Origin of the sequence: Pseudomonas sp. CDFA 610 (assembly GCF_021147865.1) — a bacterium.
In the GTDB taxonomy this organism is placed as follows: Bacteria; Pseudomonadota; Gammaproteobacteria; order Pseudomonadales; family Pseudomonadaceae; genus Aquipseudomonas; species Aquipseudomonas alliivorans.
Genome location: NZ_JAGTPM010000011.1, coordinates 53,702 through 74,101 on the forward strand (window position 1 = coordinate 53,702; position 20,400 = coordinate 74,101).

Consider the following 20,400-nt stretch of genomic DNA (forward strand, 5'->3'; position numbering starts at 1 on the left):
CATTATCCATACTGGAGCGTGGAAACCATCAACCCGGTTTGTCGCTGACAGCGAGCGCGTTACTCTCACAACGGACGGGCAGGGTCCACGGTGACTGGCGTCGCAGGCTTGTTCTGCTCTTTGAGCAGGTCGCGAATCTCGCCCAGCAGTATTTCTTCCTTGCTGGGTGTTGGCGGCAGGGTCGGGGCCTTTGCTTCTTCACGCTTCAGGCGGTTGATGGCTTTCACGCCCATGAAAATGGCGAATGCTACGATGATGAAGTCAATGACGGTCTGAATGAACTTGCCATAGGCCAGCAGCACGGCGGGAGTGGCTCCATCGGCAGCTCGCAGGGTAACGGCCAGGTCGCTGAAGTCCACGCCACCGATCAACAGGCCCAGCGGCGGCATGATGACATCGCCGACGAACGACGAAACGATCTTGCCGAATGCCGCGCCAATGATAATGCCGACGGCCATGTCGACCACGTTACCTTTGACCGCGAAGGCCTTGAACTCGCTTAGTACGCTCATGAGTGATTCCTTGTTACAGATAAATTGACCCGAATGAGTGTAATCCACTCGTGCAGGTGCCGCCCGATACACGTTCAATCGACCGGGCTGAGCCCTGGAAGTTTTACCCGTCTTGATCGCGATGGCGCGCCTACCGCCCAATCGGTGCTTCAACCTGCGTTATCATGTGTGTTTTTACGACTGGGGTTGTCATGGCCAAGGCCAAACGCTTGTACGGTTGCACCGAGTGCGGCGCGACGTTTCCCAAATGGGCGGGCCAGTGCAGCGATTGTGGTGCCTGGAACACACTTGTCGAAACGATGATTGAAAGTGGTGCTGCGGCGCCACCCAGTGGCCGTGCGGGTTGGACCGGCGCGCAGGCGCAGATCAAGACGCTGGCCGAAGTCAGTGTCGAAGAGATCCCGCGTTTCTCGACCAACTCTGCCGAGCTTGACCGCGTGCTGGGCGGCGGTCTGGTGGACGGCTCCGTTGTGCTGATCGGCGGCGACCCCGGTATCGGCAAGTCCACCATTCTGCTGCAGACCCTGTGCAACATTGCCCAGCGCATGCCCGCGCTATACGTCACCGGCGAGGAATCCCAGCAGCAGGTCGCCATGCGTGCCCGCCGTCTGGGTCTTCCGCAGGACAAGCTGCGAGTAATGACCGAGACCTGCATCGAGTCCATCATCGCCACGGCGCGCGTCGAGCAGCCCAAGGTGATGGTGATCGACTCCATCCAGACCATCTTCACCGAACAACTGCAATCGGCTCCCGGCGGTGTGGCCCAGGTGCGCGAAAGCGCGGCGCTGCTGGTGCGCTATGCCAAGCAGAGCGGCACGGCGATCTTTCTGGTCGGCCACGTGACCAAGGAAGGCGCGCTGGCAGGGCCGCGCGTGCTGGAGCACATGGTCGATACCGTCCTGTACTTCGAAGGGGAATCCGATGGACGCCTGCGTTTGCTGCGGGCCGTGAAGAATCGCTTTGGCGCAGTGAACGAGCTGGGCGTTTTCGGTATGACCGACAAGGGCCTGAAAGAGGTCTCCAACCCGTCGGCGATCTTCCTCACCCGCGCGCAGGAAGAAGTGCCGGGCAGTGTGGTCATGGCTACGTGGGAAGGCACTCGCCCCATGCTGGTGGAGGTTCAGGCGCTGGTGGACGACAGCCACATGTCCAACCCGCGTCGCGTGACGCTGGGTCTGGACCAGAACCGGCTGGCGATGCTGCTGGCGGTTCTGCACCGCCATGGCGGCATTCCTACCCACGACCAAGACGTGTTTCTCAACGTGGTCGGCGGTGTGAAAGTGCTGGAAACTGCGTCCGATCTGGCCTTGATGGCAGCGGTCATGTCCAGCCTGCGCAACCGGCCGCTGCCGCATGACCTGCTAGTCTTCGGTGAGGTGGGGCTGTCAGGTGAGGTCAGGCCGGTGCCCAGCGGGCAGGAGCGTCTCAAGGAAGCCTTCAAGCATGGCTTCAAGCGGGCCATCGTGCCCAAGGCCAATGCGCCGAAAGAAGCACCCCCAGGCTTTCAGATCATTGCCGTGACCCGTCTGGAGCAGGCACTGGACGCGCTGTTCGAGTAACGCGCGCTAGGCTCTGTACGAAAAGTGGCTGCGCTCGGTGATGCTGCGTTAAAAACAGGCTCGTGCGCGAGTCCGATCGGAATGCTCATTTACAACACGTAGACTCCGCTTCCTCGCCTGTTTTTGCCTTGCCTGACCTTCGCTCGCCGACTTTTCGTACAAAACCTAGAGCTCGATCAGCGCCGCCAGTTCGCGATCCAGTTCTTCCTCATCGCCCAGGTTCAGTTCGATCAGCCGCTTCAAGTGGCTGATCGACTGCAGGCCGATGTGCCGACAGACGAAGCCCAGCTGCCGATTGTTGTCGTGGGTCAGATGCACATCCATTTTCACGTAGACGTCCGGGCTCAGGTGGATATCCACCAGGAAGTCCTGTGCCGCGTCGCCCGTCCAGTGCTCGGGCCGCTCCACCAGCAGGCCTTTGAGCGACAGGTCGACCAACTGCACTTTCCAGCGTTTGTCGCCTTGCGTCAGGTCTGTCTTCGCATCGAAGGCAATGCGTTTGAAGCGTCGGCGATCTGCGTGTGAGTCGGTCATCGAAAGAGCTCTCTTGTTGCGGTATTGCATGGGCCAGAGGCAAGACGTTTGGCTGTTCAATAAGGCTGTTCATGCACGATAGACCGGAAAGAGGTTACCGGACAGATGGCGACCGCAGATTTCTTGCCTACCTGCCGACAAGCCCGCCTGCGGCGCTCTATGCCGGGTATCTGCCTTAATTGATCAAATTCCGGTCTAGACCATCGTGGGGGGTGGCCTTTCGCTGTGACAGCGCTAAACTCGCATTGCTTGCCTTCTAGTCAACTCTGCTGGAATAAAAAAATGAAAAATAATAATAGTCTGATGCGCCATGTTCCCTGGCTCATCGTCGCAATTGTTGGAGCATGTGCTCTGGGGGTCGTGGCCTTGCGCCGCGGTGAGGCGATCAACGCCTTGTGGATAGTGGTTGCAGCGGTTGCCATCTATCTGGTTGCTTATCGTTACTACAGTCTTTTCATCGCCAATCACGTCATGCAACTCGACCCGCTGCGCGCAACGCCTGCCGTGGTCAACAACGACGGTCTGGACTATGTGCCGACCAACAAACACATTCTTTTCGGTCACCACTTTGCGGCCATCGCGGGCGCAGGTCCGCTGGTCGGTCCGGTGCTGGCGGCGCAGATGGGGTATCTGCCCGGTACGCTGTGGCTGATTGCCGGTGTGGTGCTGGCTGGTGCGGTGCAGGACTTCATGATCCTGTTCCTCTCCACGCGCCGTAACGGTCGCTCGCTGGGCGACATGGTTCGAGAGGAAATGGGCCGTATTCCGGGCACCATCGCCTTGTTCGGCTGCTTCCTGATCATGATCATCATTCTCGCGGTGCTTGCGCTGATCGTGGTCAAGGCCCTGGCCGAGAGCCCGTGGGGCATGTTTACCGTCATGGCGACCATCCCGATCGCGATGTTCATGGGCGTTTACATGCGCTACATCCGCCCGGGCCGCATTGGTGAAATCTCCATCATCGGCGTGATCCTGCTGCTGGCCTCGATCTGGATCGGCGGCGCGGTTGCAGCCGACCCGACCTGGGGGCCTGCGTTCACCTTCACCGGCGTGCAGATCACCTGGATGCTGGTGGGTTACGGTTTCGTGGCGGCCATGCTGCCGGTCTGGCTGCTGCTGGCCCCGCGTGACTACCTGTCGACCTTCCTGAAAATCGGCACCATCGTGGCGCTGGCTATCGGCATTCTGATCCTAGCGCCCGAGCTGAAAATGCCGGCTCTGACCCAGTTCACCAACGGCACAGGCCCGGTCTGGAAAGGCGCACTGTTCCCGTTCCTGTTCATCACCATCGCCTGCGGTGCGGTGTCCGGCTTCCACGCGCTGATTTCGTCGGGCACCACGCCCAAGCTGCTGGATAACGAGAAGAATGCCCGTTACATCGGTTACGGCGGCATGCTGATGGAATCCTTCGTGGCCATCATGGCGATGGTTGCCGCTTCGGTGATCGAGCCAGGCGTGTACTTCGCCATGAACAGCCCCGCTGCCGTGGTCGGCAGCGACGTGGTGACAGTCGCACAGACCGTGACCAGTTGGGGCTTCACGATCACACCTGAGCAACTGACGGCGGTGGCCAAGGATATCGGCGAGAACACTGTTCTGGCACGTGCCGGTGGTGCGCCGACCCTGGCGGTCGGTATCGCGCAGATCCTGCACCAGGTGCTGCCGGGTGAAAACACCATGGCGTTCTGGTACCACTTCGCGATTCTGTTTGAGGCGCTGTTCATTCTGACGGCAGTGGATGCCGGTACACGTGCCGGTCGTTTCATGCTGCAGGACCTGCTGGGCAGCTTCGTTCCGGCTCTGAAACGCACCGAGTCCTGGACTGCCAACGCCATCGGTACCGGTGGTTGCGTGGCGCTGTGGGGTTACCTGCTGTATCAGGGCGTTATCGATCCGCTGGGCGGCATCAACACCCTGTGGCCGCTGTTCGGTATCTCCAACCAGATGCTGGCCGGTATCGCCCTGATGCTCGCAAGCGTTGTGCTGATCAAAATGAAGCGTCAGCGCTATGTCTGGGTGACCATGCTGCCTGCCACCTGGCTGTTGATCTGCACCGTCACGGCTGGCCTGATCAAGCTTTTCGACTCCAACCCGGCGGTCGGCTTCCTGGCGCTGGCCAAGAAGTACAGCGCAGCGGCGGACGCCGGACAGATTCTGGCCCCGGCCAAGACCATGGACCAGATGCAGCATGTGATCTTCAACGCGTATACCAACGCGGGCCTGACCATACTGTTCCTGTTCGTCGTGTTCAGCATCCTGTTCTATGCCCTGAAAGTCGGTATCGCGGCCTGGGGCAAGAAGGAGCGCACCGACAAGGAATCTCCGTTCCAGGCCATGCCGCCAGCGTCGCAGGTGTGATGATGTTCACCCACAGAGGATATGCCCATGTTCAATGACCTGAGTCGCCTCGGGAAATACCTCGGTCAGGCCGCGCGCCTGATGGTGGGCATGCCGGACTACGACACCTACGTCGATCACATGCAGACCACACACCCGGACAAGCCGATGATGACCTACGAGCAGTTCTTTCGGGAGCGGCAAGAGGCGCGTTACGGCGGAAAGGGCGGCCCGAAGTGCTGCTGATCCTCTGATCTGCGTTATCGTTTGACCCGACGCGCCACAGGCTGCTACCTGTGGCGCGTTTTCATTTCAGCCCAATTGCACCTGTCTGGAGCCTTATGAGCGAGTTGCAACCTATCCCTGTTACCGTCCTGACCGGCTTTCTGGGCGCAGGCAAGACCACGCTGCTGCGCCACCTGCTCAAGGCCGAACATGGCCTGAAAATCGCGGTGATCGAGAACGAGTTCAGTGATGCCGGCATCGACAGCCAGTTGCTGGGCACCGATCCTGTACAAGTCATGACTCTGTCCAACGGCTGCGTCTGCTGCACCATCCACACCGACCTCACCAAAGCGCTGTACCTGCTGCTCGAGCGGCTGGACAGTGGCGAAATCGCTTTCGACCGGTTGGTGATCGAGTGCACCGGTCTGGCCGATCCCGCACCGGTTGCCCAGACTTTTTTCATCGACGAAGAACTGCGCGAGCGCTACATCCTTGACGGCATCATCACCCTGGTCGATGCCGCTCATGCCGATACGCATCTGACCCAGACCATCGCTCAGGCGCAGATCGGCTTCGCCGACCGTCTGTTAGTGAGCAAGCGTGATCTGGTGGATGACGCGGCCTTCGAGGCCCTGAGTGCACGCCTGACCCGTATCAACCGCCGCGCGCCGATCCGTATCGTCGAAAACGGAAAGATCGACCTGGCCGAACTGCTCGACGTGCGTGGCTTCAACCTCAATGCCGATCTGGGCGGTGGCATGGTTCTGCGTCCGCTGGCACCGGTTGGCAACTCGGGCGACCGCATCACGAGTCTCGTGCTGCGCAGCGACAAACCACTCGATCTGGATCGCCTCAGTGAGTTCATGAACGAGCTGCTGGAAGACCACGGCAAGCAACTGCTGCGTTACAAGGGCGTGCTCAACATCGCAGGCGAAGACCGGCGCATGGTGTTTCAGGGCGTACTCAAACTGTATGGCTTCGATTGGGACACTGAATGGGCCGAAGGCGAGTCGCGCGAGAGCGTAATCGTGTTCATCGCCGACGAGTTGCCGGAAGGGAAGATTCGGGCCGGGTTCGAGGCGATGGTTGGGTGAGATGGCGCTGCGGGCTACCTGGCCCGATCAGCTCCTGGCCGTCCACCAGTAGGCAGGCAGCGCCACCACTTCCCGGGCGATGGAGTACAGGTCGCGCCACTCGAAATAACGCGCGTGTGCAGTCGAGACCTGCGTCACACCGGCCTGCTTCAGGGCGTATTGGCTGCGGGTGATGTGAAAGTACTGGGTGACCACGACTGCGCTGGTGAAGCCTTTGTTTTTCATGATCCCGGCGCTGTTGATGGCGGTGTCGGACAGGCCATCTGTCACGATAGCGCCCGCAATCAGCATGAACAGCATCGGCAGGCTTATCGCAACGGTGCGCAACAGCTTCATGGATCGTCTCCCGATCGGTCAGAGGGCTCTCTGCTCTCGTCAGCGGTGTCACAAAAAAGCCCCGGCTCTTGCGAGTCCGGGGCTTTGAGTTACTGCTTCAGACGATACGGATCAAGCGCCGTAGACTGGCAGTTTTGCGCAGATGGCCTTGACCTTCTCGCGAACCGCGTCGATCACGGCTTCGTTGTTCAGGTCCGCCAGGATGTCGCAGATCCAGCCAGCCAGTTCCTTGCACTCTGCTTCCTTGAAGCCGCGCGTGGTCACAGCCGGGGTGCCGAAGCGCAGGCCGGAGGTGACGAACGGGGAGCGTGGGTCGTTCGGTACGGAGTTCTTGTTGACGGTGATGAAGGCGCGGCCCAAGGCGGCGTCGGCATCTTTACCGGAGATGTCCTGCTTGATCAGCGACAGCAGGAACAGGTGGTTTTCAGTACCGCCGGAAACCACGTCGAAACCGCGCTCGATGAACACACCGGCCATGGCCTTGGCGTTTTTGACCACTTGCTGCTGGTAAGCCTTGAACTCAGGCTGCAGCGCTTCCTTGAAGCACACGGCCTTTGCTGCGATGACGTGCTCCAGCGGGCCGCCTTGCGCGCCCGGGAATACGGCCGAGTTCAGCTTCTTCTCGATGTCGGCGTTGGCGCGAGCCAGGATCAGGCCGCCACGTGGACCGCGCAGGGTCTTGTGGGTGGTGGTGGTCACGACGTCAGCGAACGGCACCGGGTTCGGATAGACGCCAGCAGCGACCAGACCGGCCACGTGGGCCATGTCGACGAACAGGTACGCACCGACCTTGTCTGCGATGGCGCGGAAGCGCGGGAAATCCAGAATCTGCGAATAGGCAGAGAAACCGGCCACGATCATTTTCGGCTTGTGTTCAACGGCCAGACGCTCGACTTCGTCGTAGTCGATCATGCCGTTGGCGTCGATGCCGTACTGCACAGCGTTGTACAGCTTGCCGGAGGACGAAACGCTGGCGCCGTGGGTCAGGTGACCACCGTGGGCCAGGCTCATGCCCAGAATGGTGTCGCCGCCCTGCAGCAGCGCCAGGTAGACAGCGGAGTTGGCTTGCGAACCGGCGTGTGGCTGAACGTTGGCGTAATCGGCGCCGAACAGTTCCTTGGCACGGTCGATGGCCAGTTGTTCGATAACGTCGACGTATTCGCAGCCGCCGTAGTAACGCTTGCCTGGGTAGCCTTCGGCGTACTTGTTGGTCAGGACCGAGCCCTGAGCTTCCATGACGGCCGGACTGGTGTAGTTTTCCGAGGCAATCAGCTCGATGTGTTCTTCCTGACGCAGAGCTTCTTGCTCCATGGCGGCAAACAGATCGGCGTCGTACTTCGCGAGAGTCAAATCACGGCTGAACATGGCAGTCCTCAAGGGGGCATGGCGGAAAAGGGGGGCATTCTAACCCATCGGGTTTTATCTGGCATATGAAAGGCAGTCATGTGCCGGATGAATGGGGCGCATCAGCGACACGCCCATTCAATCCAGCATGAACAACGCATCATTGCTGAACTGCGCCTCGAACTGGCTGGCGGGCATCGGGCGGCCGAAGAGGTAACCTTGCACCTCGTCGCAGCCGTGTTCACGCAGGAAGTCCAGTTGCTCCTGGGTTTCCACGCCTTCGGCAATCACCGCCAGATTAAGACTGTGGGCCATGGCGATGATTGCCCGGGCGATCTGAGCGTCCTGTTCGCCTGAGGGCAGGCCGTCGACGAAGGTGCGGTCGATCTTCAGGACATCGATCGGGAACTGCTTGAGGTAGTTCAGCGACGAGTACCCCGTGCCGAAGTCATCCACCGCAATGCTCAGCCCCAGATTCTTCAGGCCGTCGAGTATCTGCATGGCTTCGTTGACCTCGCGCATCAGGATGCTCTCGGTCAGTTCCAGTTCCAGGCACGCCGGAGGCAAACCGATGGTGTGCAGAATGCTGGCGATACGTTTGCCAAGCTGGCCATCCGAGAACTGCCGGGCCGAGATGTTCACGGACACTTTCGGCACGCGGACCTTTGCCTGATGCCATTTTTTCAACTGGCTGCAGGCTTCGGTCAGCACCCAGTCGCCGACTTCGACCACCAGGCCGAGCTCTTCGAGCACCGGAATGAAGTCGTTGGGCGGCACCAGGCCACGGCGTGGATGACGCCAGCGCAACAGGGCCTCGGCTCCGGTCAGGCGTTTGCCATCGCCGCTGAATTGCGGTTGGTAATACAATGTGAATTCCTGTTGCTCCAAGGCGTGACGCAGGTCGCTTTCCAGCTCCAGACGCTCGAGCGCCGTCGCATTCATGTCGGCCTGATAGAACTGGAAGTTGTTCTTGCCGCGCTCCTTGGCGTGATACATCGCCGTGTCGGCGTTCTTCATCAACTGGCTCAACTCATCGCCGTCCTGCGGACTCAAGGCGATGCCGATACTGGCGGTCACGAAGAACTCGCGTCCTTCCAGCACGAAAGGCGTCACCAGGCTGTTAAGAATTTTCTCGGCAACGTGAATGGCACGGTTCAAGGCACTTTCCCGCGTCGGACCCGGCTGCAGCAGCAAAGTGAATTCATCACCGCCCATGCGCGCCACCGTGTCGTCGTCTGTGACGCAAGCCAGCAGACGCGTGGCCATTTCCTTGAGCATGCGGTCACCTGCAGCATGGCCCAGGGAGTCGTTGATCGGTTTGAAACGGTCCAGATCAAGGAACATCAGCACGACCCACGCCTGTTGCCGCTCGGCCTGCTGGAGGGCCGAATGCAGACGGTCCTGGAACAGCGTGCGGTTGGGCAGGTGCGTCAGGGCATCGTAGTAGGCCAGGCGATGGATGCGTTCTTCGCTGGCCTTGCGTTCGCTGATATCGCTGAAGAAGCACACGTAGCTTGCCAGATCGCCTTCATCGTCCACCACCGCAGTGATGCCGACCCATGCCGGATAATGCTCGCCATTGCGCCGCTTGAGCCTGACCTCGCCCTCCCAGGTACCGCTATGGTTGAGCTGCCTGAGGACGTAGCGCAGGTGCGCTTCCTGTTCCGCTTCCACCGTCAGCATGCCGGGCAACTGATCGAGCACCTGAGCCACTTCGTAGCCGCTGACCCGGGTGAACGCTTCGTTGGCCTGCACGATGTAGCCCGCAGGGTCGGTGATCAAAATGGCCGATGTGGAGTGCTCGAATACCGTGGCGGCCATGCGCAGGTCTTTTTCCGCGCGGCGTTGCTGGCTGATGTCACGGCCCACACCGAGAAGACCCTCGAAATTGTCATGTTCGTCCCAGACCAGGACCATGCGCAGTTCGACCGGCACCTTGCGGCCATCGGCACGCAGGCAGTCGAACACAAACAGACGCGGCGTGGCGTCGCTGCGCAACTTTGCCAGTTCTTCCGGCTTGTCGAGGACTTTGCGGATGTTGCGGATCAGCGCATCGAACCCCGTCAGCTGCTGCGGGTTGGCAACGGTCACGCCCCAGCCATGGGTAAGAATCCATTCGGCGGTGTAGCCCAGAACGCTCTGGACCGAAGGGCTCACGTAATTGGGCTCGAGCTGATTGTCGGTGGAAAAGATCACGTCGCTGATGCTTTCGGCGAGCATGCGATAGCGCTGTTCGCTGTCACGCAAGGACTGACTGGACGTCACCTGATCGGTAATGTCCTTGGCAACGCCGATGATGCGTGTCACCAGGTCCTGGCTATCCCGCGCCAGCGCCTGCTCGCGAATGTCGAAACAGCGCCACTGGTTATCACGGTCGCGGAAGCGCAGGACACATTGCAGCAGTTCGTTGTGCCCGTGATGACGCTGGCGCAGACGCATGTCCTGATAAGACTTGGCGTCTTCCGGGTGCAGCAGGATTTCCCAGAAAAACTCACCCATCCCACGCAGTTCAGACTTGCTGTAACCCAACGTCTTGCCGAGGTGGTGGTTGCTGTAGATCATCCGCTGGCTGAGCACATCCTGCACGTAGAGATGATCCGGCACGGTGCGGACCACGTCGGACCAGAAGCTTTCACGGTCCAGCAACGACAGTTCGATCTGCTTGCGGCTGGTAATGTCGCCAATGCTGAGAATCACGGCATCGAAGTCGGCGGGGCTTTCCGGCAGCCTCAGTACCAGCCACAGGTGCTGATCCTGGCCGTCCTCCCGGGTGCGGCGGATTTCCAGTTCAAGTCGCGGCTGTCTGTCGAGCACCGCGCGGATTACTTGAATGCCGATGCCGGGGCGCGTACGCGACTCGCCTTCGATCAATTGCTGCCATGCCTGCTCGCCGCATTCGACGTTCAGCAGGCCCAGAGCAACGTCGTTCACCTCGTTGATCCGCAGTTGTTGCAGCAGCCGGTCAAGCAATCCCGGCTGGTTCTTCAGCAGCAGATCGAGGTCTTCGCAGGTCCGGATTTGCAGGGTTTCCAGGCGGTCCGGCAGGCTGGACATGTCCAGCACACAGATGGCAACGCCAGCCCCTTCGAAAATATCGCGATAGCGGCGGCGGCTTTCCAGCAATTGACGCTGCCTGCCGCGCAGGCTCATGAGAGCGATCAGTGGCAGGATGGAAAATAGCAGGCCGACGATGCATTTGCCGACGAGTGGCGCGAGTAAATCCTGGCGAGCCTTGTGCGCGTCGAAAAGCCCGCGAAGCTGCCAGTCGCTGTTGCCCAGAGGCTGGAGCAAAACGGTCTCTGCGTGGCCGGTATCTGTCACGTTGTCAGGCATGGGCTCGCGCAGGATCACCTGCTGGGTGCCACGTTTTTCCAGCCGCCACAGGTGCTGGAAATCCTGTGTTGGCTGCTGGATGAAGCTCTTGAGCGTTTCGGGCAGCATGCGCACGGCCCAGTAGTCGCCGGTCGTGCTGCCGCTCTGACGCATCAGCAGGTAGATCTGCGACCCGTCTTCGTTGCTGGTGTAATAGAAGGGACGCCCCGTGGCGTGCTTCAGCGCACCTTTAAGCAGGGCTGCGTCGCTGCTCATGTCGGCACTGTCCCTGATGACTTCTCCGCCGGGGGAGAGGCTGACAACGCTGCGTAATGTCGGCAAGGCCGCGCGCAGTGCGCTCATTGGCGTCGCCTGCTCCGGCTTGTCTTCGCCTGACTGGATTTCTTCCAGCAGATTCATCGCAATCTGGGCGTTGAGCGCCATGTTCAGACTGATGCGGTCGGAAAGCTGCGTCGCGTAGTCGAGGCTTCGCTGGCGCTGGCGCTCCTGGGTCTGATGGAATTGTTCGATGAGTTGCCAGAGCAGCAGCGCGATCATCAGTAACACCAGCGCCGCCAGGACACCCTTCAGTGAGCCGCGCAGAGGCCTGACGGTACTGCTTTTGGCGATACTCGATGGCGAAGAGGTCGTTGATGTGGGCAAGTCGTTGTTCCTGACTACTGGACTGAAGCAGCGATGCACTATGCAATATAAGCTGGCCACCCAAAAGGGCGGCTAGCATGCCTTGAGTTGTGGCAGAGTGCCAGTCCCGCCGGGCTGGATGGTTTGCCCTGCAGGCCGCATTCGGGTAGCTTTGCGCAACGCGCGATTACAGCCCGACTCCTGCATGAGTGACTCCACTGTGTGCAAACAAGATCCAGCTTCATAGCTGCCCAGGCACTCGAGTCTGTTCTCTGCCTGTTCTGATTCAAGGCGTGGAACGCTCATGCGGCAAGTCTGAAAGACAAATAAAAGCTTTTTTTCGGTCGGGGCTTTAAGCTCGCGTCCCAGATCGGTCCTTATCACAGACACCAGGTTTTCATTCCATGGCTCAATACGTCTTCACCATGCATCGGCTGAGCAAAGTTGTGCCGCCGAAGCGGGAAATCCTCAAGAACATCTCCCTCTCTTTCTTCCCGGGCGCCAAGATCGGCGTTCTGGGCCTCAACGGTTCGGGTAAGTCCACACTGTTGAAGATCATGGCCGGTGTCGATACCGAATTCGACGGCGAAGCGCGCCCGATGCCTGATCTGAACGTAGGTTATCTGCCGCAGGAACCGCAACTTGATCCCACCAAGACCGTGCGTGAAGTGGTCGAGGAAGCGGTCAGCGTCATCAAGGACGCCCAGGCGCGTCTGGATCAGGTCTACGCCGAATACGCCGATCCGGATGCCGATTTCGACAAGCTGGCCGCTGAACAGGCCAAGCTCGAAGCCATCCTGCAGGCCAGCGACGGTCACAACCTGGAGCGCCAGCTGGAAGTCGCCGCCGATGCGCTGCGTCTGCCGGCGTGGGACGCAAAGATTTCCGTCTTGTCCGGTGGCGAGAAGCGCCGCGTCGCGCTGTGCCGCCTGCTGCTGTCCGCACCCGACATGCTGCTGCTCGACGAGCCGACCAACCACCTGGACGCCGACTCCGTCGCCTGGCTGGAGCACTTCCTGCACGACTTCCCGGGTACCGTGGTTGCGATCACGCACGACCGGTACTTCCTCGACAACGTCGCCGGCTGGATTCTGGAGCTCGACCGCGGCGCCGGTATTCCTTACGAAGGCAACTATTCGGGTTGGCTGGAAGCCAAGTCCGATCGTCTGGCCCAGGAATCCAAGCAGCAGTCGGCCCATGAAAAGGCCATGAAAGACGAGCTGGAATGGGTTCGCAAAGGTGCCAAGGCGCGCCAGTCCAAATCCAAAGCCCGTCTGCAACGCTTCGAAGAGATGCAGTCGCAGGAATTCCAGAAGCGCAGCGAGACCAACGAGATCTACATCCCGGCCGGTCCGCGTCTGGGCGACAAGGTCATCGAGTTCAAGAACGTCACCAAAGGCTATGGCGATCGCGTTCTGATCGACAACCTGTCATTCGCCATGCCCAAAGGCGCCATTGTCGGCGTGATCGGCGGTAACGGTGCGGGTAAATCGACCCTGTTCCGCATGCTGATGGGCAAGGAGCAACCGGATTCGGGCAGCATCGAAATCGGTGAAACCGTGCAACTGGCCTGCGTTGACCAGAGCCGTGACGATCTGGATGGCAGCAAGTCGGTGTTCCAGGCGGTCTCGGACGGTTCGGATGTGATCCGTATCGGCAACTACGAAATCCCGTCGCGCACCTATGTCGGCCGTTTCAACTTCAAGGGCGGTGATCAACAGAAGTTCGTCAAGGACCTGTCCGGTGGTGAGCGCGGCCGTCTTCACCTGGCGTTGACCCTGAAAGAGGGCGGCAACGTGCTGCTGCTCGACGAACCGTCCAACGACCTTGACGTAGAGACCTTGCGTTCGCTTGAAGAGGCACTGCTGGACTTCCCGGGCGCGGCCATTGTGATCTCCCACGATCGGTGGTTCCTTGACCGTGTGGCGACCCACATTCTGGCGTACGAAGACGACTCGCAAGCCGTATTCTTCGAAGGCAACTACACCGAATACGAAGCTGACCGCAAAAAGCGTCTTGGCGATGCCGCTGCCCAGCCGCACCGCGTACGTCACAAGAAGCTGGCGTAACACAGAGACAACAGGAGCGCCGTGTCTGGCGCTCCTGTTGTATCAGCTTTCGTCCGTCTCGATCAGCACCACCTCGATCACCTGATCACCCGCCGGTCGTTTCCATAACACTTCATCGCCCAACTGCGCACCCAGCAATGCACGGCCCAGCGGCGAGCCCCAGTTAATCAACCCATTGGCCGCATCGGCCTGATCTTCCCCAACCAGTTGCACACGCTGCTGGCGATCGTCCTCATCGGCAAATGTCACCCAACTGCCAATCTGCACCTTTTCGGTCGAAAGGGCGGGTGTGACCACCTGCGCGCTTTGCAGGCGCTGGTTGAAGTAACGCAGGTCGCGCTCCAGGTCTGCCAGACGCTGCTTGTCGGCATTGTCGCCCAACGTCGTCTGGGCGCTATGCTGCGACTGAAGATCGCTCACGTGCTGTTGCAGTAATACCAGGCCCTGAGCGGTGACGTAATTGGGCTGTTCGCTGACCGTTCGCTCCACCGGCTGGTTGGCATCCGCGGCGGCGTTGTCTTCGTTTACAAATGCGCGACTCATGAAGTGTCCTCCCTAATTGGGTTTGGGCCACGGTGCGAGGTGATTGGTTTCGTTGAAATACCGGATGCGACGTGCCAATCAGTTCGGGCGGTAGGCTTTTGCGGCGCTACGCGTCTTTTCCCGCTCCCAGTCGCGGTCCCGGTCATTGAAGATCTGGCCGGGGCTCAGTCGGTCACGATGGTCCTCGGACGCCTGGCACTGGCGAAAGCCATCGCTCCAGCCTTGAGCGTAAAGGCGATCTTTCAGGTAGCGGGGGACGTTTTTTCTGAACTGCCCGGAAAACGAGCCCGCTGCCGCCTTGCCACTGACGCATCCATCCTGATATCCGTCGGCGAAGCCTGGCGGGTACCCTTCAGCCAGCATCTGGTCACGGGCGGACTGACAACCTGCCAGCCCGATGGCCAGCGACAACAACACCCAATGCAGCTTCATGGCGACTTCCTCGACGTATGAGGTGAGTCTAGAAGCGAATGTGTGAGTTATTTGTAAAAACGATGTAGGAAATAGGTAGTGTCGCTGTGCCAGCCGATGAGCGATTCACGCTGAGTCGCTGGTCTCACGCATCCGCTGCAGTTTTTCACGGCTTCCACAGACTTGGCATCCTTTGCGTTGCTTGTTTTCGAAGCTGCGGGTCCGCGCCCTTTCAAGGGCGCAAGGGATCGCTATCCCAACGGTATCAATAGTGATACCACTTCACTTCGAGCATCACCTCGTTCTGCGGCGAACTCATCTGGCTGAATTCACGCTGGGCACTCAGGCGCAAGCCCACGTTTCGGGACAGTTCCCACTGCTGGTTGAGACTGACGCTGCGGCGTACTTCGCCGTTGGTGAAGTAGTCGCCCTTGGCTTCCAGGCTCAGGTTGCCCAATGGGTTGCGCCACAGCAGGCCGGTGTTGAAACCTGCGGCTGGCGAGATGAATGCCGAAAAATCATTGTTGTGCTCGACGCGCACTGTGCCCAGCGCGAAGCCCAGCACTTCGTCACCCAACTGCCAAGTGCCGCCTGCGCCGCCGTTGACGTGGCTGACCAGATTTTCATCACCATGTTTGCCCAGCACGCGCTCGAGGCCGCCGGTGACTTGCCATGACCACGGCTTGAGCAGTTCGGTACGTGGTGTCAGCGAGCGAATGGTCGCCAGATCCAGTTGCTGGACCTGCCAGTCGTTGCCTTCGTATTGGCGTACCTTGAGTTGCAGAATCTCGATCTGAGCGCCGAGTGGGAAGCCATAGGCATTGTCGTTCAGGTCGTGATACGCCATGCGCAGGCCGTACTCACCGAAAGCCCGGTCGCCCCGTGTGCCGACACCCAGCTGCCAGGTACGGGATTCATGTCCGTCTTCCGGCAGGCCGGGTCGCTGGATGTCCAGTTGCGGCGGTGGGTTCTGGTTGATGGCCTGCAGCAGTTCGAAACTGCGTTGGGAGCGCGCGGTGTCACGTTCCAGTCCGTTGGCACGATAGCGTTCGAGGCGATAGGCAGCGTCCTGAATCAACGCGCGGCGCTCCTTGGGCTGTGCCAGGTATTGACGGTCCTGCAGTTGTTTCTGGTCCGCGCTGACCTTTAATACCCATTGTTGTTCGTCAGCGTTCAGCGGTTCGGCACGGCTCAGCAGTTCGCGTTCGCGAGAAGGGCGGTAATCGATACTCTCCACCAGTCCAGCGGCCTTGATGGCTTTGACGGTGTCGGTCGGGATGGCTGTCAGGCCGAACTGTTCGGTCAGGTGCAGGCCGGGGCGGGCAACCTGCAACAGTTCCAGTAGACGATACGAGCAGTTTTCATCGAAGAAGAAGTAGCTGAAGCGAATCTGTTTCAGCTCCCAGACGTGCTCGACCATGCGTCCGGTTTCTTCGGGCGTCAGGTTCAGCCGGTACTCCCACAGATCGCGGTTTTCCAGGCTGCGGTATTCCGAGAGTTTTTCCTGATACGGCACCAGTGCAAAAAGACCGGGATAGCCGCCCATCAGGCCTTTCCAGGCATAGAGAATGCTGTTGTCCATGCCTTCGATGTAGGCGCCGAAGTTGATTGCGTAGCTCAACAACGTGGTGTTGTTTGCCTTCGCGCTGGCCGGATCGATGCGCAGCAGCGTGTGGCCGAACATGGACGACGGGCTGTTGAGGTAGGCCGCCGGGAAGATCAGCACGGTGCTGTCCGGCGCGACGTCCTTGTACCAGGTCTTGAATTCCTTGCAGTCCAGCACCGGCAGATCGGTCAGTTTCAACTGATCGCGCAGCCAGCGGGTCCTTGCAGGGTAGACGCACTGTGCGTGGGTCTGCTCGTTGGTAACGGGCGCATAAATGGCGTCGAGCGTCGCGCTCAGTTCAGCCGTCGGGTCATACGCGCCATCTGCCGCGAGAAAGAATTTGGGGTCGTCAACGTAACTGCGCCAGCCGCCGAGCTTGCCCGCCTCGTAATGGCCCAGTGAAATCCAGAATGGCTCGTTGGCCAGTTGCTGCAAACGGTCGGCAGCCACACGCGGGGCGGCAGACAAGGGGGCACAGACAAACAGCGCCAGCAAGACAAGACGTTTGAGCATAGAGGGCAACTAGTCAGGGAGAAGAGTCCCGCCCCTCATGAAGAGGGGCGGGCGAACGACTTTAAGCCTGGGTAGCGTACTTGGCCAGGGTTGGATCGTTTTTCAGAACGTTGACGGTGTTGGCGTGAACGTCTTCGGCAGTGGCGTCAGCCTTGCTGAAGATTTGCGAGAAGTGCTCGTGAGTGACAGCGGCGAAATGCGCGCGATCTTCCGGGGCGACACCGAGCACGACCGCGTAAGTGGTCAGTGCTTCGCCTTGGCCCATGGCCATGTCTTTGGAAAGCTCATCCATCATGCCGTTCATGGCCAGCCAGGATTTGCCACCATAAGTGAGGGCGCTGTTGGTAGAGCAGCCGTTGGTGCCGGACGTCATGCCGAACGTGGCGTTGCCCGAAGTACCGTTGGTAGTAGAAGCCAGGAAGTGAGCGGGAGTGCCGCGTTGACCTTCAAACAGCATGTTGCCCCAACCACAATCCGGGCCGCCTGGCGCTTGGGCCATGGCGTTGATGGATACAGCGGCGAAGAGCGTTCCTAGAAGAATCCGTTTCATAGCTTTTTTCTCTTTATGGTCAGCCAAGGGTCGAGTTTCTTTCGTGTCACACCATGCCGGAAAGCTGTTTTCAGCGATCCGCGACGTTTTGAGTTTAGGCAGGCTTCAAGGGTTCCGTGAGCTATTGCAGAATATTGCGTAAAACCGCGTTTTTTATTGCAGATGAAGCGTCTTTCATGGATGTAAAGTCTTTCAGACGTCTGCTGCCTTGAAAGCCTGTCTTGCAAGTCGTGTGCAGCGAGCGCCAGAATGCCTGCATCTGCCCCGCCTGATGTAAGGAACACTGATGCCCGATTCTGTCGCAGCCAACCTACGCCTGGCGCCACACGCGCTGACCCGTCCGTTTTCCGCTGAGCAGTTCAGCTTTACGACCACCAACGATCTGGAACCCTTTCGCGGTGTGCTCGGCCAGGAGCGAGCGGTAGAAGCCTTGCAGTTCGGGGTCGCGATGCCGCGTCCCGGTTACAACGTATTTGTCATGGGCGAGCCCGGCACCGGCCGGTTCTCGTTCGTGAAGCGCTACCTCAGGGCCGAAGGCAAGCGTATGCAGACGCCGTCGGACTGGGTGTACGTCAACAATTTCGACGAACCTCGCGAGCCGCGTGCGCTGGAGCTGCCGCCGGGCAGCGCGCAAGCGTTCATCGCCGACATCGGCGGCCTGATCGATAACCTGCTGGTGACCTTTCCGGCCGTGTTCGAGCACCCCTCGTATCAGCAAAAGAAGAGCTCGATCGATCGCGCCTTCAATCAGCGCTACGACCGCGCGCTGGACGTGATCGAGCGCCTGTCGCTGGAAAAGGACATCGCGCTTTACCGCGACAGCAGCAACATTGCCTTCACGCCCATGGCAGACGGCAAGGCGCTGGACGAAGCCGAGTTCTCGCAACTGCCGGAAGCGGATCGCGAGCGTTTTCATGAAGACATTTCCGCGCTTGAAGAGCGCCTGAATGAAGAGCTTGCCAGCCTGCCGCAGTGGAAGCGTGAGTCGAGCAATCAGTTGCGTCAGCTCAACGAAGAAACCATCACCCTGACCCTGCAGCCTTTGCTGGCACCGTTGTCGGAAAAGTACGCCGAGAACGCTGCCGTCTGCGCGTATCTGCAGGCGATGCAGGTGTACCTGCTCAAGACACTGGTCGAGCAACTCGTCGACGACAGCAAGACCGATGCTCAGGCCCGCAAGCTGCTTGAAGAGCATTACAGCCCGAGCCTGGTGGTCGGTCATACACACGATGGCGGCGCACCGGTGGTGTTTGAACCGCATCCGACCTACGACAACCTGTTCGGCCGCATTGAATACAGCACCGATCAGGGCGCGCTCTACACGACGTATCGTCAACTGCGCCCGGGTGCACTGCACCGTGCCAATGGCGGCTTCCTGATTCTGGAAGCGGAGAAAATGCTCGGCGAGCCCTTCGTGTGGGACGCGCTCAAGCGCACTCTGCAGTCGCGCAAGCTGAAAATGGAATCGCCGCTGGGCGAGCTGGGCCGTGTCGCAACGGTGTCCCTGACGCCGCAGGTCATTCCCTGGAACGTCAAGATCGTCATCATCGGTTCGCGCTCGCTGTATTACACGCTGCAGGACCTGGATCCTGACTTCCAGGAGATGTTCCGGGTGCTGGTCGACTTCGACGAAGAAATTCCGATGGTCGACGAAACCCTGGAGCAATTTGCCCAGTTGCTGAAAACCCGCACCTCGGAAGAAGGCATGGCACCGCTGACTGCCGACGCCGTTGCGCGTCTGGCGACCTACAGCGCGCGTCTGGCCGAGCATCAGGGGCGTCTCTCGGCGCGTATCGGTGATCTGTTCCAACTGGTCAGCGAAGCGGATTTCATTCGTCAACTGGCCAGCGACGACAGGACCGACGCAGGTCACATCGAGCGCGCGCTCAAGGCCAAGGCCACACGCACCGGGCGCGTTTCGGCGCGGATTCTCGATGACATGATGGCCGGTGTCATTCTGATCGACACCGACGGTGCGGCTGTCGGCAAGTGCAACGGCCTGACGGTTCTGGAAGTGGGGGATTCAGCGTTCGGCGTGCCGGCGCGTATTTCCGCCACCGTCTATCCGGGGGGCAGCGGCATCGTCGATATTGAGCGTGAGGTCAACCTCGGGCAGCCGATCCACTCCAAGGGCGTGATGATTCTGACCGGTTACCTGGGCAGCCGTTATGCGCAGGAATTTCCGCTCGCGATCTCGGCCAGCATCGCGCTTGAGCAATCCTACGGTTACGTCGATGGCGACAGTGCCTCGCTGGGCGAGGTATGCACGCTGATTTCGGCGTTGTCCCGCAGGCCGCTCAAGCAGTGTTTCGCGATCACAGGCTCTATCAACCAGTTTGGTGAAGTGCAGGCGGTCGGCGGAGTCAACGAGAAGATCGAAGGCTTCTTCCGGTTGTGCGAGGCGCGCGGTCTGACGGGCGAGCAGGGTGCAATCATCCCGCACGCCAACGTGACCACTCTCATGCTTGATGAGCGCGTGGTGCAGGCCGTGCGTGACGGTCAGTTCCACATCTATGCGGTGCGCCAGGCTGATGAAGCCTTGAGCCTGTTGGTGGGCGAGCCGGCCGGTTCGCCGGATGAGCAGGGCGAATTCCCCGAAGGCAGCGTCAATGCCCGTGTGGTCGAGCGTCTGCGCGACATCGCCGAAATGCTCAGCGATGAAGACCTGAAGGAAGAGCTGGAAAAGGAGCCTGCCCAGCTGCAACCAGAACTCAAGGTCTGATGCCGGACTGAAGGGCACCGGGTGTTCTCTTGAGCATCAGGTGCCCGTTCATCAGGCAAGTTTTTGCAATCCGACTTTTCTTCTATCCTCT

The 20,400-nt window shown here is 60.0% G+C and carries 15 protein-coding genes; 6 read left to right on the plus strand and 9 right to left on the minus strand.

What is annotated here, in order from left to right; translation table 11 throughout:
* Window positions 1–65: 65 nt before the first annotated feature.
* Entirely contained in the window at window positions 66–512 is a 447-nt protein-coding gene (mscL, locus tag KDX39_RS20435; RefSeq protein ID WP_231661620.1) for a large-conductance mechanosensitive channel protein MscL, read from the minus strand.
* A 191-nt stretch (window positions 513–703) separates the two neighbouring features.
* Between mscL and radA the strand changes: the two genes are divergently transcribed.
* Complete coding sequence (gene radA, locus KDX39_RS20440; RefSeq protein ID WP_073168752.1) at window positions 704–2,071, plus strand: DNA repair protein RadA; 1,368 nt, start codon at window positions 704–706, stop codon at window positions 2,069–2,071.
* 165 nt (window positions 2,072–2,236) lie between these two features.
* Here the strand turns inward: radA and KDX39_RS20445 are convergent, their stop codons facing one another.
* Window positions 2,237–2,605 (minus strand): PilZ domain-containing protein, encoded by a 369-nt coding sequence (locus KDX39_RS20445; protein WP_231661621.1) that lies wholly within the window; start codon window positions 2,603–2,605, stop codon window positions 2,237–2,239.
* Window positions 2,606–2,887: 282 nt separating this feature from the next.
* On the opposite strand from KDX39_RS20445, the gene KDX39_RS20450 reads away from it, so the two are divergent.
* The 3 genes from KDX39_RS20450 to yjiA all read left to right on the plus strand — a co-directional run bounded on the left by KDX39_RS20450 (window position 2,888) and on the right by yjiA (window position 6,261).
* Complete coding sequence (locus tag KDX39_RS20450; protein ID WP_099226423.1) at window positions 2,888–4,963, plus strand: carbon starvation CstA family protein; 2,076 nt, start codon at window positions 2,888–2,890, stop codon at window positions 4,961–4,963.
* A 27-nt stretch (window positions 4,964–4,990) separates the two neighbouring features.
* Window positions 4,991–5,188 carry a YbdD/YjiX family protein gene (locus tag KDX39_RS20455; RefSeq protein WP_231661622.1) on the plus strand — a complete coding sequence of 66 codons (198 nt, stop codon included), beginning with the start codon at window positions 4,991–4,993 and terminating at the stop codon, window positions 5,186–5,188.
* A gap of 95 nt (window positions 5,189–5,283) precedes the next feature.
* On the plus strand, window positions 5,284–6,261 hold the full coding sequence (yjiA, locus tag KDX39_RS20460) for a GTPase (RefSeq protein ID WP_231661623.1): 978 nt from the start codon (window positions 5,284–5,286) through the stop codon (window positions 6,259–6,261).
* 27 nt (window positions 6,262–6,288) lie between these two features.
* Here yjiA and KDX39_RS20465 read toward each other — a convergent pair whose 3' ends face one another.
* From KDX39_RS20465 to KDX39_RS20475, 3 genes are all read right to left on the minus strand, one after another.
* Window positions 6,289–6,597, minus strand: coding sequence for a hypothetical protein (locus tag KDX39_RS20465; RefSeq protein WP_231661624.1), 309 nt, complete (start codon window positions 6,595–6,597; stop codon window positions 6,289–6,291).
* A gap of 111 nt (window positions 6,598–6,708) precedes the next feature.
* Complete coding sequence (gene glyA, locus KDX39_RS20470; protein WP_099226420.1) at window positions 6,709–7,962, minus strand: serine hydroxymethyltransferase; 1,254 nt, start codon at window positions 7,960–7,962, stop codon at window positions 6,709–6,711.
* Window positions 7,963–8,079: 117 nt separating this feature from the next.
* Window positions 8,080–11,916, minus strand: coding sequence for a sensor domain-containing protein (locus KDX39_RS20475; RefSeq protein WP_442964566.1), 3,837 nt, complete (start codon window positions 11,914–11,916; stop codon window positions 8,080–8,082).
* Between the two features lie 383 nt (window positions 11,917–12,299).
* Between KDX39_RS20475 and ettA the strand changes: the two genes are divergently transcribed.
* A complete protein-coding gene (gene ettA, locus KDX39_RS20480) occupies window positions 12,300–13,964 on the plus strand; it encodes an energy-dependent translational throttle protein EttA (RefSeq protein WP_004884041.1) in 1,665 nt (554 codons plus the stop codon).
* Window positions 13,965–14,006: 42 nt separating this feature from the next.
* On the opposite strand, the gene KDX39_RS20485 is transcribed toward ettA, so the two are convergent.
* The 4 genes from KDX39_RS20485 to KDX39_RS20500 form a co-directional block, all read right to left on the minus strand.
* On the minus strand, window positions 14,007–14,507 hold the full coding sequence (locus KDX39_RS20485) for a GreA/GreB family elongation factor (RefSeq protein ID WP_231661625.1): 501 nt from the start codon (window positions 14,505–14,507) through the stop codon (window positions 14,007–14,009).
* 78 nt (window positions 14,508–14,585) lie between these two features.
* Entirely contained in the window at window positions 14,586–14,939 is a 354-nt protein-coding gene (locus KDX39_RS20490; RefSeq protein WP_231661626.1) for a hypothetical protein, read from the minus strand.
* A 244-nt stretch (window positions 14,940–15,183) separates the two neighbouring features.
* Window positions 15,184–17,037, minus strand: a complete 1,854-nt coding sequence (locus tag KDX39_RS20495; RefSeq protein ID WP_231661627.1) for an Lnb N-terminal periplasmic domain-containing protein — start codon at window positions 17,035–17,037, stop codon at window positions 15,184–15,186.
* A gap of 61 nt (window positions 17,038–17,098) precedes the next feature.
* Window positions 17,099–17,587 (minus strand): DUF3015 domain-containing protein, encoded by a 489-nt coding sequence (locus tag KDX39_RS20500; protein WP_099226415.1) that lies wholly within the window; start codon window positions 17,585–17,587, stop codon window positions 17,099–17,101.
* Between the two features lie 286 nt (window positions 17,588–17,873).
* On the opposite strand from KDX39_RS20500, the gene KDX39_RS20505 reads away from it, so the two are divergent.
* Window positions 17,874–20,309, plus strand: a complete 2,436-nt coding sequence (locus KDX39_RS20505; protein WP_231661628.1) for a Lon protease family protein — start codon at window positions 17,874–17,876, stop codon at window positions 20,307–20,309.
* The last annotated feature ends 91 nt before the right edge of the window (window positions 20,310–20,400 follow it).